A 16,254-nucleotide genomic window follows, 5' to 3' on the forward strand; every position below is an offset into this window, starting at 1 on the left:
CCTCCCTTGCCTATCGGCATCGGTCGGAAGATTGTCGTCAATTAGCCTGCCATTCATCTCATCACCTCCCTTCGGGTAGGTGAGAGGCTTCTGTCAGTTCAAGCTAAATTGGCTATGAAAGGTTTTTGAATTTCTGGGATAATTTCTTATATTTCACGATAATTGCCAATGCTCTCAAGTTTAAGCTGGCTGGTGTACGCCCTATTTTCAACTTTGTTATATGGCTTTTGGGGCTTTTTTAGTAAGTTAGCAACAAACCATATCAATTCTTATAGTGTATTAATCTACGAAGCTTTTGGCGTTATTTTAGTAGCGTTATCTGTATTAGCCAGAATAAATTTTAAACCGGAAATAGACGCGTGGGGAATTTTTTATGGGTTTTTAGTAGGGATTTGTGGGGTGTTAGCCACATTATTTTTTTTGCTGGCGGTTAGTCAAGGTCATGTTGCAGTAACGATAACTTTCACAGCTTTATATCCTGTAGTGACGATTTTATTGGCTGTTTTAATTCTCAAAGAACCAATTACTCTGCGCCAAGGTATTGGAATTGCCTTAGCTGTGACGGCTATGATATTTTGCGCGACTGAATAAAATTTAATCTACAGAAAAGACAACCCGAAAACCACAAATTCTCAAGCCACCATCGGCTTCATTCCAACTGCGGCTAGCACTACGGCACAGTTCAGCCCCAAAATTCCAAGAACCTCCGCGCAATACTCGACGGTTCATGTCGCCACCTTCTTCCCAAACTCTGCCATCTGTGGGTGCGCCATGATAATTGTTATGCCAAGGATCAGCACACCATTCCCAGACTAAACCGTGCATATCGTACAAGCCGAAGGCGTTAGCTACTAAAAAACTACCGACATCGGTGGTTTCTTTGCGATATCTAGTTTTGGACTCGATTAAATAAGTGTCGCTGTCGCTGTAGTTGACTAGTTCTGTGGTGATTTTTTCCCCAAAATGAAAGGCCGTTGTGGTTCCGGCGCGACAAGCATATTCCCATTCCGCTTCGCTGGGTAGGCGATATTCGCGTCCGGTTTTTTGGGAGAGTCTGAAACAAAATTCTTGTGCTTCGTGCCAAGAAACGTTTTCTACTGGTCGATTTGACCCTTTAAATCTGGAGGGATAAGGATTTAGGGTTTGTTTGACTTTGGGTAAGGCAGCAACAGCACGCCATTGTGCTTGGGTTATAGGATATTTACCCATAAAAAAGGGTGCGATCGCTACTCGATGTTGCGGACGTTCATCGGCATCACCTTCAAAGTTGGGCGAACCCATTTTAAAAGTACCACCGGCAATGGCAATCATGTCTAGGGTGACACCTTTACTCAATTCTTCCACAAAAAACTCGGCAGTTGAGCGATCGCGGCTAACTTCTCTACCACCTGTGTCTACTGTCACTACTTCAAATTCACAAGTTTCTAAAGCTGGTAAAGGTGGGGCTATTTTTGGTGGTGTTGTTGGTAATCTTAATAATGTCGTCTGCGTAATTTGTGGTTCAATAATCACTGTTTTAGCCGATTTCAAATCATTCAGAACTTCTACTGCCGATTGATATCTTTCACTGGCTAAATGTTCGAGTAATTTATCTAATATTCTGCTTAAATCTTCACTAATAGAAATACCTTGTGATTTCACATATTCCCGCCATAACCATTGTGCGTTCATGGCATCATAAAGGGGGTCTTTAATTTGCCCATAAGCATCTTGAATGGGCAAACATTGAGTTAATAACCGCACACAAGTTACACCCAAAGCATATAAATCACTAGCAGGACAAGCAAAGCCAGCCATTTGTTCACTAGGAGCATAACCCATTGTATAAATAACTGTAGCTTGTCTGGCTATACTAGTTTGGGTGACTTGTTTTGCACCACCAAAGTCAATTAATACCAATTTACCATCAGCATCACGGCGAATAATATTTTCTGGTTTAATATCTCGATGAATAACATTACTAGAATGAATAAATTCTAATACAGGTAATAAATCTGTTAATAACTGACGAATTTTTTCTTCAGTAAAAGGGTATTCTTGAACTTCTTCTAAAAGAGTTCTACCTTGAATAAATTCCTGGACTAAATATAGGCTAGAACCTTGGGCAAAATACGCCAATAGCCTAGGAATTTGGCTGTGATTTTCGCCTAATTCATACAAGCGAAAGGCTTCTTCTTTAAAAAATTCTGCTGCTTTTGTACGTTGTCCGGTTCCTTGAATTTGCGGAAAAAATTGCTTGATGACACAAGGTGCATCTAGTCTATCTGCATCTTCAGCTGCATAGGTTTTGCTAAATCCGCCTTCGCCTAATAGCCTTAAGACGCGGTAACGGTTTCTCAGTAGTGTACCAAAATTGCTTTGTCCACAAGTTATACAAAATCTGTTACCGTCAGCATTGAAAGGATGGGAACAATTGGGATTTTGGCAGATTTGCATAGTGAGGAGGAAATAGCATCTTGTCCAAAGTTAGCCCCAATATTATCGAATTGAAAACCGATTTCTAGACAAATAAATATACAGCAGGTAATAGATAAAAGAGGAAAGTCAACAAAGTTGAAAGCTTCTAATAAGATAGCTTTCTTCTAAAAACTTGCACCTAATTCACCTGTAATCTGCTGTTAATTATATTTCATCTGTATAAATAGCACCATGAAACAATCCAGATGAAAGTAATTAATTTATTTATCGCTTTGTGTTGGGTACTGTTGAAGTTTGAGAATGTATATTAGCAAATAATTTCCATTCCAAAAAGAATAATATTGTATAAATATTGAACTTGTCAAGGGTAGTCGAAAATTATAGATAAGTAGTATTTAGTTCTTAATTTATTTTTAATCTTAAGCAGGTAACAAAATTGCCAGTCTCTAATGCTGACTGAAAAATCACATCCCCGATTTCTTTAAGAAATCGGGGATGTGAAGTATATTAATTTTCACAAGTTCATGATTGCTAATTATTAATCTGGCGCTCACCAGCAATTCGTGTTGATTCAGCGATAAAAGCGACGATTGCTGATACTGTAATTAAAATAACACTTAGAGCATTAATATCAGGTTTTACACCAGTTCTAATCCGACTAAAAATTTCCATTGGTAAAGTGTTAGAACCACTACCTGCGGTAAAACTAGCAATCAGAAAATCATCTAAACTGAGAACAAAAGCTAATAAACAACCCGCGATAATTCCTGGCATTAATTGGGGTAGTAATACTTTAATAAAAGCTTGTACTGGTGTTGCGCCTAAATCTAATGCAGCTTCTTCTAAGTGGGGATCTAAGTTGTTGAGTCTAGAAGCTACAACTAATGCAATGTAAGCCAGACAAAATACTACATGGGCGGCAACAATTGTCCAAATACTCAAGGGAATGGCAAAGGCAGCGAGGAAAACAAGAGTAGCAACAGCGATCGCAATATCAGGAATAATTAAGGGTAAGTAGGCCACGCCCTGATACAAACTCTTACCAGGAAACTTATAACGCGCCAAACCTACCGCCATTAAGGTTCCTAATACAGAGGAAATACCCACAGCACAAAAAGCCACTATCAAGCTGTTACTCAAAGCCGATAAAATGCGATCGTCACTAAATAACTTACTATACCAATCAAGAGTGAATCCTTGCCAAGTTGCACTGTAAGGAGATTGGTTAAAACTATAAAAGCTTAACACTAGTATAGGTAAATACATAATAAAAAATACAATTACCGAGAAAACCGCTTGCCATAAGACACGCGGTTTTTTGTTGATTGGTGAAATATTCATAGTTATTGTTGATTAAATTTCTCCACTTTTTTAGTGTATTCTATTTAACCAAAAAGTCAATGAAGCCAGATGTATCAATTATGAGTATTTTTATTTCCTGAGATGAAGCTAATTTATCTACAAAGATAGACAAACAATGTAGAACTTAAAGATTAAAATTATAAAGCAATTACCGATAATTTTGATGTTAAACTTGAGTTAATAATAGTAGTAAAAACCTTTGAGTTACAACTCTAGTCATTACTGTTCATTCACAACTCATAGATATTTAACTGTAAACAACTGTGAAGCAAAAGTGAGACACCACTAATTCAAAATTTATTTTTTAGGAGGTTTGTAATGAGAATAGCTCAAGTTTCCCCACTGTGGGAGAGAGTACCACCTCCAGCTTATGGTGGTATAGAGTTAGTCGTGGGGTTACTGACCGATGAATTAGTCAGGCGTGGACACGAAGTCACCTTGTTTGCATCGGGTGATTCTATCAGTTTAGCCAAACTAGAATCTGTACATCCTCGTGCTATTAGACTCGATCAAGAGGTCAAAGAATATAGCATTTACGAAATGTTGCAGTTAGCGTTGGTGTACGAACGAGCCGATGAGTTTGATATTATTCACTCTCACATGGGTTGTGCTGCATTACCCTATGCAAATCTTGTAAGTACGCCTACCGTTCATACTTTACACGGGCCTTTTACTTGTGATAATAAAAAGCTATTTCAACATGCAAAACGTCAAAATCTTGTCAGCATTTCTCACGACCAAAGAGACTTATCGCTAGATTTAAACTATGCAGCCACAGTCTACAACGGTATTGATGTTAGCAGTTACAAATTTCATCCCCAACCAGAAGAACCGCCTTATTTAGCTTTTTTAGGCCGGATGTCTCCAGAAAAAGGGCCACACTTAGCGATAGAAATCGCTAAACAATCTGGCTGGCGTTTAAAAATGGCTGGTAAGGTAGATGTAGTTGACGTGGAATATTTTGAAAAAGAAGTTCAGCCTTTTATTGATGGCAAACAAATTGAGTATTTAGGTGAAGCTAACCATCAACAAAAAAATGCACTAATGGGAGGTGCATTCGCCACTTTATTCCCGATTACTTGGCGAGAACCTTTTGGATTAGTCATGGTAGAGTCAATGGCGGCTGGGACACCAGTGATTGCGATGAAACTAGGGTCTACATCAGAAGTAATTGCCCACGGTAAAACGGGTTTTGTTTGCAATAATATTGCAGAGTGCGTCAATGCCATTGACAAAGCGGCTGAATTAGACCGTTATGTTTGCCGTCAGTATGTGCAGAATCATTTTAGTTATCAAAGTATGACTGACGGCTATGAAACTGTTTATCGGCAAATTCTCCAACCGAAATTTACCAAGAATGGTCATTTGCGTAGTACAGTTCCTTCAGCAATTGCTAAGAGATAAATAAGTAAGTATACATCCGTCAGAAGCCAGGAGCCAGAAGGTGAGAAAATTTAATCACACTCTTCTGGATAACAATAGAATAATTCTCCTAAATTACTCTTAAATTCTGACTTCTATGGTATGAATCCTTACATAAATAATCTATTTGGTGAGGGAGCGAATGAGGTCATAAGTTACAGGGATAATAAAAAATCGCATCCTCACTTTTTAGAATGCGATCGCAGTTTTGTAAATTTTCTCAGCAAAATAAATATTATCGGGCTTGTTTCACAAAAACAACTTCACAATCCTGTCCACCGTATTTTTCGCAAGTTTCTACAGCATATTTTTCAGCTAGAGATTGGTCAGATCCCCATCCTGTACCATAACTACCATCAGAACCAACAGCTAAAGCTCCCCAAGCATTTCTAAACCACAGTGGTACTGTACAATCTTCTGCATCACTTTCACTGCGGCAATTTTGCAAAGCAGCATTAATCGCTGCTTGTTTTGTTCTAGCAATTCCTGATGAATAGGTTTTAGTTGAAGGAGAATAAGAAATGGCTCCAAAGATATTTCTGGTAGCACCAGCTTGAGCAGTTTGGGTAATGGCAGGTACTAAGGAAATTACAGCGATTGCGGTTAACAAGCTCTTGCGGAAATTAGCTTTTAGCATATTATTAATTCCTAATAATATTGGTTGTTGCAACTATTATTTGCCCAACTTGCTAATTTCTGGATTCGCATTTATACTAATTTTTTTATGAAGATACTCTTCATGGTGATAAATTTAGGACTTACGCAATAACTCTCTAAAACGCTTATTTCTTCGTGACCTTTTTAGTTCGTTTTTGCGTTACTTGTGCGTAAGTCCTAAAATTAATAAATGTTTACAGAAAAAACAACCTAGAGTCAATTGAAAATACCTATTTCGGCAGGCTGATCTATTGAGAATATCAAGCACAATTTTTCATCATGATGCCTGACTAAAATTGAACTATAATTCGTTGAATTTGTCCCGAATTGTTTCTATCCGTTGACGATTAACGCCCAAGTCACTTTGCCCCAAACGGGATGCGGAACGGACTTGGATAACATTAGCATTCCGGTCTAAGAAAAATTCAACATCATCAACAAATCCCATCAAAGCACTTTTAAACTCTGCATATAAATAGTCTTGGCTTTCGCTAATAATCGTTGTTCTTGGTAAAGATTGAACAATACTTTTGAGATGAGCGATCGCCTGTTCTGGGCTAGTATGAAAAGTTAAAGGCGCAATTTGATGAATTGCATCTGTACTTTGGCTAGAAACACAATTGGGCGAGTTAGGGCATGAGGCTAATTTGCCATCACGTACCCCTAAATTATGAGGACGCTTACCTGCAAATATCATAATGTTGCGAGCGGATAGAGGAATCTGATTTGATTACTTAACATATTTGTGTAGGCCAAGAACAGAGAACAGGGAAATATTGCCAAAGTAGGAGATGGAAACTTGTCGTCATCAAGACGATACAACGGTGATGCGATCGCTCTATGATGCGGTAAGTATGTCTATCAAACAACAATAATTATGTCGCAAACCATCTCAATTAACGACAGTCAACGCTTACAACTCAAACCTCTAGAAATTCCCACCAAACTGCTATTAGGGCCTGGCCCTTCCAATGCTCATCCTAGCGTTCTCCAAGCGATGAGTACCACACCTTTAGGACACCTCGACCCAGATTTTTTAGGTGTGATGGATGAGATTAAATCCTTATTACGTTATGTCTGGCAAACTGAAAATCCTTTGACTATCGCCGTTAGTGGTACAGGTTCCGCAGCAATGGAAGCCACCATTGCCAATAGTGTAGAACCCGGTGATGTTGTCTTAATTGGCGTGGCGGGATATTTTGGAAATCGTCTAGTCGATATGGCTGGCAGGTATGGTGCTGATGTGCGTACCATTACCAAACCTTGGGGGCAAGTTTTCTCTTTAGAAGAACTCCGCACTGCTGTGGAAATTCATCGTCCGGCTATTTTGTCCTTGGTTCACGCCGAAACTTCTACAGGTGCGCGTCAGCCATTAGAAGGCGTTGGTGAACTGTGTCGAGAATTTGGCACACTGTTGTTAGTTGATACTGTCACCAGTCTTGGCGGTGTACCCATCTTTTTAGATGAGTGGGGAGTTGACTTAGCCTATAGCTGTAGCCAAAAAGGCTTGGGTTGTTCGCCTGGTGCTTCTCCTTTTACCATAAGTCCCCGTGCGTGGGAAAAATTGCAGCGTCGCAGCACGAAGGTGACAAATTGGTATTTAGATATGAATTTGCTGAATAAGTATTGGGGTAGTGAGAGAGTTTATCACCACACAGCACCAATTAACCTTTACTACGGTCTACGAGAAGCTTTACGTTTAGTTGCCGAAGAAGGGCTAGCAAACTGCTGGCAGCGTCATCAAAAAAATGTTGAATACCTCTGGGAAGGCTTGGAAAGTTTGGGACTGAGTATGCACGTTGAACGCGAGTACCGTTTACCAACTCTTACCACAGTCCGTATTCCTGAAGGGGTAGACGGTAAAGCCATTGCCAAACAATTACTAACAGAACACAAAATTGAAGTTGGCGGTGGACTTGGTGAATTAGCAGGTAAAGTTTGGCGTGTCGGACTGATGGGTTTTAATAGCCGGAAAGAAAGCGTTGACCGATTAATAGAAGCATTAGGACAAGTTTTGCCTAAATAGCAGAGGTTAGGGGTGAGAGGTTAGGAGTTAGGAAAAATAATTTTTCATTACTCCCTACTCCCCATTCCCTAATTTTCATAAGAATTTTCATATTATTAGGTGCGTTAAACGGAAAGTAACGCACCTAACTAGTAACGGCAATTGCACCCTTAATCCTACTGAGAATTTGTAGTTAAATAACAGCTTGTCGTCAGATATCACTTCTGCCGACATTTTTAAGCTACAACTTCTTCACGTTGGCAATCAAAAACAACCATAAAAGACGAATTAGGCATCATTTGGCGTAAACGCTGCATATAGCCATCAGCATCAGAACGGCTGCGGAAGCGTGCGACTATTTCCCGTTCTGCATCGGGTTGTAAGCGGGCAATTGCCCAAGAATTTAGACGCTCTTTGTAGGCGATGGGGTGGTTTTCCTGGGAGGTAGCTTTGATTTCGGTATTTTGTGGCATGATGTATGATATCCGTGTGTAATTTTCAGTAAAGGCGTTACTGAGTCTCTTGGCGGGGATGTAATAACGCCTTTTTTCAGGCTGCTGCCACCTTGTTATTCCATTATTTTTGGATTGTCAAGACTGAAGACACTGCTTTACAAGAACTTAGCTTGAAAATCAAATTTGCGATCAGTCTCAAACCTTTTACTGGTAAGTAAAACAGTTAAACAATCAATCCAAATTCAAAATTGTGAACAAGTGTGACATCTCCATTAGTCTTACCTACATTTACAAGCAAATTTAATACCAACAGGAAAGATTTCTTAATGTCGTAAAGTATACAATAATTTGTTTTAATACTGAGAAGATTGTTGCTGATGCGATTTTTGCTACAGCCAAAATCTTATTAATTTTTCCAAACTTTTTAGATATCAACAGGACTTACGCGTGAAAACGAAAAATCAAAGGTCTGGAGAAGGGGGTAAGGGTTTAGGGGTGTAGGGGTGTATGTATCCAAAACCCATTAACCCCATGCCCGACACCCATTAACCCAGCCTCCACAGACAATCTTTGTGCGTAAGTCCTAATCAATTTCTCTGAATTTGCGACACTCTAAAAAAAGTGATTTTGTCTTGCTGAAATTTATTGACCAAGCCTGGTCAATTCGTTACAATTTCTGCGAATTATACTTGTGGATCAAGCAAATGCCATTAGTAACATCAATAATTCAAAAAATCGCTGCCCAGATAGGTGCAGTAGTCATAGTAGATCCAGAATACGAATTTGTCGGACACATCACATTTAAAAACGGAAATAAAGCTTGTTTTAGTAATAGCAAATTAAATATTAATGGTTTTGGCTCTGCTGAAATTGCTAAAGATAAAGCATATTCCAACTTTTTTCTGAAACAATTTGGCTATAAGGTAACTGAGGGTAAAACTTTTTTTAGCAAAAAATTGTGTGAAAAAATAGCTAGTCCGAGAAATATTGATGCCGGGTTTGAATATGCCAAAGAATTGGGTTTTCCAGTAATTGTGAAACCAATTAATCTGAGTCAAGGTAAATTTGTTGTTAAAGCTTATAATAAAACCGAATATTATCAGGTTGCCAAAAAAATCTTACGCATTACTCCAGGATTCATGGTTGAAAGATTTTATCCCGGTAATGATTATAGAATTGTAGTGATTGATAATGAAGTCATTGCTGTATATCAAAGAGTTCCCCTATGTGTGGTAGGAGATGGCAAGTCTACGATTTTAGAATTGTTACAGCAAAAAGAGGAAGAGTTTATTGCAAATGGCAGAAAGAAGATTATAGATTTTAATGACTTCCGCATCAAACGCAAATTAAAACGGCAAAGGCTGAAATTTGAAAGTATTTTACCCCAGAGTACTGTTGTGTATCTTTTAGATAATGCCAATTTATCAAGTGGCGGTTATGGAGTAGATTTCACTGAAAGTATTCATCTCGATTTTCAAAAATTGGCAATAAACATTACTAAAGATATGGGTTTGCGATTGTGTGGTTTGGACATTATTACTAATGATATTGCCAAATCCATGAATGATTATGTGATTATTGAGGTGAATGGTTCTCCGAGCTTAACTCATTATGCTTCTATAGGTGAGGCTCAAACAAGAAGAGTGGAGGCTCTGTATTTCAAAATTCTCCAAGCTTTGGAAAATGAACAAATTTACGTTCAGTCTAATTAATTAACATACAGCATTTTTGATATGGATGAGGTACATTTTCTAGTCTCTCCTCCTTGAAAGATGTACTGCACCAAACTGAGAAACGCTGTAAGTGCAATTTCTCGATTTTATTCAATATAAACAATCAAGAGTAACCCTACTTGTGGTTTATCAACTGATGTGTGCTTGTTACCCTTCAATTGAGGCTATCGTGTGTACCGTGAAGTCGCCGATTGAATCTAGGACTAGTACAGGTCGGCGTAAATAAACAGACTATCTAGAATTGCTCAAAGGCTTGTGGTATCGTTATTCTTTCTTTTTACTTTTGCCTTTTTACTTTTGCCTTGTTGTACTAGCCCATTTTTGGGGTTGTGTGATGGGCTGATTTGTAGTTGGGTAAAAAGAGGTGTAAATTTGTTGGGTGAAGAAAAAATGAAGCTGCGTAGCTGAACAAGCGTAATTTCCAACCCTTAATAGTACATTATTAATAAAATTGAATCTGTATCAAATGATTCTAATTTAGATTTCGTTAAGAGTTAAGATGTCCAAATTACGTTAAATTGTGGTTAAAACTACTAAAAATTGTCACAACAAAAATTCATCAATCCGGTTTTCCCAGCCTCAGTTATCAAACTAGACAATGGTTTAACGTTGATTCATCAAGAGATTCCCACAACGCCCGTGGTTGTGGCGGATGTTTGGGTGCGTGCTGGGGCTCTCAGAGAGCCAGAACCGTGGTTTGGGATGGCTCATTTTTTAGAACACATGATTTTTAAAGGCACAGACAAACTAGCCCCAGGTGCATTTGATCACAAAATAGAAAATCGGGGTGGAGTGAGTAATGCGGCAACTAGCTACGATTACGCGCATTATTGCGTGACAACGGCTGCACCTTATCTGGCAGATACCCTACCACATTTAGCCGAGCTTTTAGTTAATGCCACAATTCCGGATGATGAATTTGGGCGGGAAAGGGATGTAGTTCTAGAAGAAATTCGCTCTTGCAATGATGATCCTGATTGGTTAGGATTTCAGTCTTTAATCAAAAATATTTATCAGCACCATCCCTATGGACGCTCTGTATTGGGTAGTGAAATAGAACTCATGCAGCAGTCACCAGAAGATATGCGCTGTTTCCATCGCGCTCACTACCAACCAGAAAATATGACAGTGGTAGTAGTAGGGGGAATTGACAAAGCAACAGCCTGGGAATTAGTGAATCAATCATTTGCTGATTTTTCCCCACCAGTTGATTGTCCGCAGTCTGTTCAGGTTAAGCAACCAGTGATTACTGGTATACAGCGTCAAGAACTGTGTTTACCACGCCTAGAGCAAGCACGATTAATGATGGCGTGGACTGCACCAGGAGTTGACCAACTCCGCGCCGCCTATGGCTTAGATGTGTTATCTGTATTCTTGACAGAAGGGCGAATTTCGCGCTTAGTGCGTGATTTGCGTGAAGAAAAGCAATTAGTCCAGGGAGTTTGTAGTAATTTTTCTCTACAGCAAGAATCAAGTTTATTTACCATCACTGCTTGGTTAGAGCCAGAAAACTTAGATAAAGTTGAATATTTAATTCGGACTCATTTGTATGATTTGCAAACTGAAGGAATTAGAGAACAAGAACTGGCTCGAATGCGGAGGCTGTTATGTAATGAGTATGCTTTTTCGACGGAAACACCAAATCAACTGACAGGATTGTATGGTTATTACAACACTATCGCCCAAGCTGAAGTTGCGGTAACTTATCCGCAGCAAATTCAGTCATTTACTATCCAAGAACTGCAACAATTAGCTCAACAGTATCTTTCTCCAGAAAATTACGCTGTAACGATACTCAAACCATGCTAGTTCATAGCCTCTGGCTGTTTGGCTGTTGAGGCTTGACTCTCGAATTTTAGATTTTAAATTTTGGATTTTGAATTGTTCTTTTGGTTCAAGCTCCAGCCCACAAAATTTGAGATTTTGGATAAAGGAATTGTCCAATATAAAATCTTAAATCCAAAATTGGTTAATTCCTTTGTGGTAACAGTAAATCTAAAATCTCAAATCCAAAATCTAAAATTGTCTGATCTAATGACTCAAACTGTAAAACCTTCTCTTTCTCATTCTCCTATCCATCGCACTGTACTCAACAACGGCATTGTAGTTTTAGTAGCAGAAAATCCGGCGGCGGATATTATTGCGGCTCGGTTGTTTCTTCGTGCAGGTAGTTGTTACGAAAAACCAGAACAAGCAGGTTTAGCACATTTACTCTCGGCTGTGATGACTAAGGGCTGTGATGGGCTTTCCAGCTTAGAAATTGCTGAACAAGTAGAATCTGTGGGGGCGAGTTTAAGCGCAGATACATCGACAGATTATTTTTTACTGTCTTTAAAAACAGTTACCTCAGACTTTCCCGAGATATTAGCATTGACGGGAAAGATTTTGCGATCGCCCACTTTCCCCGAAGCGCAAGTAGAATTAGAACGGCGCTTGACCCTACAAGATATTCGCTCACAAAAAGAGCAGCCTTTTACCTTGGCTTTTGAGCAAATGCGTCAGGTGATGTACCAAAGTCACCCCTATGCAATGTCTTTGCTGGGAGATGAAACCACTGTTAACAGCATTACCCGCCAAGATTTAGTGCAGTATCATCAAGTGCATTTTCGTCCAGATAATTTAGTCGTGAGTATTGCCGGACGCATTACTTTAACAGAGGCGATAGCATTAGTAGAGCAAGTTTTTGGTGACTGGGAAGTGCCAGCACAACCACTACCAATTCTCCACTTGCCCCAAATTCCCGTCAACCCGCAACAACGCCTCAAGCCGCTACAGACACAGCAATCAATTGTGATGTTGGGTTATTTGGGAGCCGAGGTAAGTTCTCCAGACTACGCGCCACTCAAATTGCTGTCTACCTACTTGGGTAATGGCTTATCCAGCCGTTTATTTGTGGAATTGCGAGAAAAGCGGGGTTTAGCTTACGAAGTTTCTGCTTTTTACCCAACTAGGTTATATCCCGGCGCATTTGTCGTCTATATGGGTACAGCCCCAGAAAATACCCGCATTGCTTTAGAAGGACTGTGGACAGAAGTAGATTTACTTGGTTCTACAGAAGTACCAGCAAGTGCTTTCCAAGCAGCGAAAAATAAAATTTTGGGACAGTATGCCCTAGGTAAACAAACTAACGGACAAATTGCTCAAATTTACGGTTGGTATGAAATTTTAGGCTTGGGCATTGACTTTGACAGTAAATTTCAAGAGATCATTGCCGCAGTCAGTATTGACGACGCGAAAGCAGCTGCTAGCCGCTATCTACACAAACCTTATTTATCTTTAGTTGGTCAAGAGGATGCAATTAATGGCGCGTTAGGGTGAAAAGAGGCTAGGGGTTAGTTGGTTCATAACATCTGTGCAGAAACGACAAAACCCTCTCCCCTGCGGCTTTAATGATAAGTCTTTAACAGGACATGATATAACCTCTACTCCCTAGTCCCATACGGCTGTAAGATGAGCATCAGAAGATTCTGGGAGTAAATTCCATGAAAGGCAGTCTAACAGCAAGTATCTTGAAATACTTAGAGTTACCGCACGCATTTCGTTTTTTGAGCGTTAATAGGTTGTATTGGTTACTGCTGTTATCCTCCACACCTTGGTTAATTGGGTTTTTTGCGCAAGTTGCCGTTGCCGCACCTCAAGAAATTGCTCAAGCAGTTACCGGAGTAACTATCAGCCGTCCTACCCTCAAAGTTGGCAGCCAAGGAGAGCGTGTCTCCGAGTTACAAGCAGCACTCCAGCTTCTGGGGTTTTACACAGGGAAAGTTGATGGAGTTTATAGCGAAAATACCGCTAATGCCGTTTCTCGGTTTAAGCAAGCGGTTGGCTTAAACCCTGATGGTGTAGTGGATGCGGCGACTTGGCAAAAATTGTTCCCAAAAGAACCCACACCTACAGCTAATACGGCTGCGGCTTTACAAGCTCCAGCATCAACAAATGCAACCACTACTAAACCAGAACCCAGACCAGCTAACCCCCGAACTCGCGCAACTCAAGTACAAACTCTCGCACCGGAACCTAGACCAGTTAACCGCCGAACTTCTACACAAAGAACTTCTGCTCGCCCTTCTTCGTCAACTCGCAGCACGCCAGCTATCACTTTTCGCCAGGTTCCCGGCCTTCAGTACACCTCAGAAGGTTATCCAATTTTACGCTTAGGCAACCAAGGTGCAGAAGTGACGACATTACAACGACAGTTGCAAAGGTTTGGCTTTTTGGATAGTGGTGATGTAGATGGTGATTTTGGCAAAACTACCGAAGCCGCAGTTAAGACTTTGCAAAGACGCTATGGTTTAGAAGATGATGGTGTCGCTGGTGGTGCTACTTGGGAAATTCTCTTGCAGCGATCGCCTGGGCAACGATAGGCTAAACATCATTGTTAGTCGTTGGTCATTTGTCAAAAGGCAGGAGACCACTATGCTGAATGCTCAAGGATAAAACTTCATCCTTCATCCACAACCCCACTCCCTGTTTGAGTTTGATATGAAGCACTTTTTGTTAACTTGGTTGGCTACTGCGGTAGCTTTACTCATTACGTCTAGAATTGTTGATGGTTTTGAAGTAAATAACTTTGTTGCGGCTTTGGTTGCAGCCTTAGTTATTGGTTTGGTTAATGCCTTTATTCGTCCGATTTTGCGGCTTTTGGCTTTTCCCATTACTTTACTGACTTTTGGGTTATTTACATTTGTCATCAATGCAATTTCTCTTTGGTTAGCAAGTGCTATTACCCCTGGTACTGGTTTTGAAATCAAAGGTTTTTTACCAGCTTTACTTGGCTCAATTGTCTTATCAATTGTTTCTAGTGTAATTAATTATTTTTTGAGAGCTGTTGAGCAGTAAATTAACAGGGACAAAGGTTATAAATAAAAATGCGATCGCTATGTCCTCATCTATACATTTTTACTGGTAATTAATCAATACTGTTGTTCTTGGGCTACTGCTAGTGTTACTACCCCTGGTTGTCCGGATAAGCGAAAAATCTGCTTAGGTAGCAACAACTCAAAATCCCATCGCCCAGCAGCTAAGATAGCTGCTGCTTCTGCAACGCTTGGTGTTCCCACGGCTGTGGTGATGATTTCTTGTGGGTGGGGAACTTTGATAGTAGACAAATTTTTGGCAGAAAAAGTTTTTAGTTGCCAATTGTATAGGCGGCACAATTCTAATAAAGCTGCTTCTGAGGCTTTAGTATCAATGGTAGCAAGTCCGGCGATCGCATTTTGATTGAGTAAATTTTTTTGAAAAACTTCCTGAATAGCTATTGCCATTAATTGCTGCGAACTATCTCGTTTAAACCCAATTCCCACCCATAAAATTTGGGCGTTCTGGTGAATTTTTTGATTTAATTTATTAGTTGAATTAGCCAGAAGTCCCGAATTATATTAGTTTGTTGGCTTAACTTTGAGCTTGATACCTATAAATTGATCGATAGAATACTGTTTGCAGAAATTAAACACTATATATTTAGCAATGTCTAGCACAGTAGGAAGCACCAAGGGAGAGAATGGGGAAGATGCTTAGGTTATTTCCTAATCTTTTGCTTCATCATTATCTTTGATGCACAAACATTTTGCCTGTGCTTTACCTTGGTGTTTCAGTTTCTTTGTTCTCCGTCGCAGTAGGCGAAAAATAGCTGCGGTGGAGTTTTGCTTTGTTTGGGTTATTATGCACTAGAGTATTTTATCTATCCCTAGTATATTAAGTAAATACCGTGGATTTTATTCTTTGTCAAGTTCTTCGTAAAAATCGATAAATTTAGAACTTGAGGTTAAAATAAATAGTCAAAAAACTTGATATTTCTATGTAACTAAGCACATTTGGGTTAACGTTAATATTTTTGCTTTCTCGTTCTACGAGTAATAACAACCAAAATTATTCATCTGCAAGCATAATTTTGGTTGTTGCTTCTCTCAAAATATTACTATCTAGACTGAGATTTGGGAATTGTTAAACCAATATAACCCCCAACTCCAACTTTAGCTAAATCAACAAAGGTAGAACGGTAATTTTCATCCATAATTGCTAGGGCTAATGAACCACCAACCAGTGTAATCACGACTACTGCTAACACAGTATCCTTGAGCTTGTTGTTGTTCATAAAATTATTTTCAACTCATTTATCGGTGTAATTAATTAGTAGCTTTTAAAATCAAAATGTGACTTTAGTAATTCTAAATACAAATAGTAATTAAGCTAAAATAATTAAAAT

Annotated in this window: 15 protein-coding genes; 8 read left to right on the forward strand and 7 right to left on the reverse strand. The window is 39.4% G+C overall.

Annotated elements, in window-relative coordinates:
- The first annotated feature begins 168 nt into the window (after positions 1 to 168).
- Entirely contained in the window at positions 169 to 591 is a 423-nt protein-coding gene (locus H6G69_RS12785) for an EamA family transporter (RefSeq protein ID WP_190686966.1), read from the forward strand.
- 3 nt (positions 592 to 594) lie between these two features.
- Here the strand turns inward: H6G69_RS12785 and H6G69_RS12790 are convergent, their stop codons facing one another.
- Both H6G69_RS12790 and H6G69_RS12795 read right to left on the reverse strand, forming a co-directional pair.
- Entirely contained in the window at positions 595 to 2,436 is a 1,842-nt protein-coding gene (locus tag H6G69_RS12790) for a bifunctional serine/threonine-protein kinase/formylglycine-generating enzyme family protein (protein WP_190686979.1), read from the reverse strand.
- 513 nt (positions 2,437 to 2,949) lie between these two features.
- Positions 2,950 to 3,759: an ABC transporter permease gene (locus H6G69_RS12795; protein WP_190686982.1), complete on the reverse strand. Its 810-nt coding sequence runs from the start codon at positions 3,757 to 3,759 to the stop codon at positions 2,950 to 2,952.
- Between the two features lie 339 nt (positions 3,760 to 4,098).
- Between H6G69_RS12795 and H6G69_RS12800 the strand changes: the two genes are divergently transcribed.
- Positions 4,099 to 5,184, forward strand: a complete 1,086-nt coding sequence (locus tag H6G69_RS12800) for a glycosyltransferase family 4 protein (RefSeq protein ID WP_190686985.1) — start codon at positions 4,099 to 4,101, stop codon at positions 5,182 to 5,184.
- Between the two features lie 253 nt (positions 5,185 to 5,437).
- Here H6G69_RS12800 and H6G69_RS12805 read toward each other — a convergent pair whose 3' ends face one another.
- Entirely contained in the window at positions 5,438 to 5,839 is a 402-nt protein-coding gene (locus tag H6G69_RS12805; protein ID WP_190686987.1) for a DUF4189 domain-containing protein, read from the reverse strand.
- A 321-nt stretch (positions 5,840 to 6,160) separates the two neighbouring features.
- Positions 6,161 to 6,556: a DUF1499 domain-containing protein gene (locus H6G69_RS12810; RefSeq protein ID WP_190686990.1), complete on the reverse strand. Its 396-nt coding sequence runs from the start codon at positions 6,554 to 6,556 to the stop codon at positions 6,161 to 6,163.
- 180 nt (positions 6,557 to 6,736) lie between these two features.
- Between H6G69_RS12810 and H6G69_RS12815 the strand changes: the two genes are divergently transcribed.
- Positions 6,737 to 7,885 carry an alanine--glyoxylate aminotransferase family protein gene (locus H6G69_RS12815; protein WP_190686994.1) on the forward strand — a complete coding sequence of 383 codons (1,149 nt, stop codon included), beginning with the start codon at positions 6,737 to 6,739 and terminating at the stop codon, positions 7,883 to 7,885.
- A gap of 215 nt (positions 7,886 to 8,100) precedes the next feature.
- On the opposite strand, the gene H6G69_RS12820 is transcribed toward H6G69_RS12815, so the two are convergent.
- Positions 8,101 to 8,337 (reverse strand): hypothetical protein, encoded by a 237-nt coding sequence (locus H6G69_RS12820; protein WP_190686996.1) that lies wholly within the window; start codon positions 8,335 to 8,337, stop codon positions 8,101 to 8,103.
- Positions 8,338 to 9,023: 686 nt separating this feature from the next.
- Between H6G69_RS12820 and H6G69_RS12825 the strand changes: the two genes are divergently transcribed.
- The 5 genes from H6G69_RS12825 to H6G69_RS12845 all read left to right on the forward strand — a co-directional run bounded on the left by H6G69_RS12825 (position 9,024) and on the right by H6G69_RS12845 (position 14,888).
- Complete coding sequence (locus H6G69_RS12825) at positions 9,024 to 10,031, forward strand: cyanophycin synthetase (protein ID WP_190686999.1); 1,008 nt, start codon at positions 9,024 to 9,026, stop codon at positions 10,029 to 10,031.
- A gap of 561 nt (positions 10,032 to 10,592) precedes the next feature.
- A complete protein-coding gene (locus tag H6G69_RS12830) occupies positions 10,593 to 11,861 on the forward strand; it encodes a pitrilysin family protein (RefSeq protein WP_190687002.1) in 1,269 nt (422 codons plus the stop codon).
- A 225-nt stretch (positions 11,862 to 12,086) separates the two neighbouring features.
- Positions 12,087 to 13,370, forward strand: a complete 1,284-nt coding sequence (locus H6G69_RS12835) for a pitrilysin family protein (RefSeq protein ID WP_190687005.1) — start codon at positions 12,087 to 12,089, stop codon at positions 13,368 to 13,370.
- 164 nt (positions 13,371 to 13,534) lie between these two features.
- The gene (locus tag H6G69_RS12840) at positions 13,535 to 14,413 is read left to right on the forward strand and encodes a peptidoglycan-binding protein (RefSeq protein WP_190687019.1); all 879 of its coding nucleotides are present in this window, start codon (positions 13,535 to 13,537) and stop codon (positions 14,411 to 14,413) included.
- Between the two features lie 118 nt (positions 14,414 to 14,531).
- The gene (locus tag H6G69_RS12845; RefSeq protein WP_190687023.1) at positions 14,532 to 14,888 is read left to right on the forward strand and encodes a phage holin family protein; all 357 of its coding nucleotides are present in this window, start codon (positions 14,532 to 14,534) and stop codon (positions 14,886 to 14,888) included.
- A 74-nt stretch (positions 14,889 to 14,962) separates the two neighbouring features.
- Here H6G69_RS12845 and H6G69_RS12850 read toward each other — a convergent pair whose 3' ends face one another.
- Positions 14,963 to 15,352, reverse strand: a complete 390-nt coding sequence (locus tag H6G69_RS12850) for a cobalamin biosynthesis protein (RefSeq protein ID WP_313950788.1) — start codon at positions 15,350 to 15,352, stop codon at positions 14,963 to 14,965.
- A 614-nt stretch (positions 15,353 to 15,966) separates the two neighbouring features.
- The gene (locus H6G69_RS12855; protein WP_190687029.1) at positions 15,967 to 16,143 is read right to left on the reverse strand and encodes a hypothetical protein; all 177 of its coding nucleotides are present in this window, start codon (positions 16,141 to 16,143) and stop codon (positions 15,967 to 15,969) included.
- Positions 16,144 to 16,254 lie beyond the last annotated feature (111 nt).

The sequence above is a fragment of the Nostoc sp. FACHB-110 genome, from assembly GCF_014697425.1.
Classification (GTDB): Bacteria; Cyanobacteriota; Cyanobacteriia; order Cyanobacteriales; family Nostocaceae; genus Nostoc_B.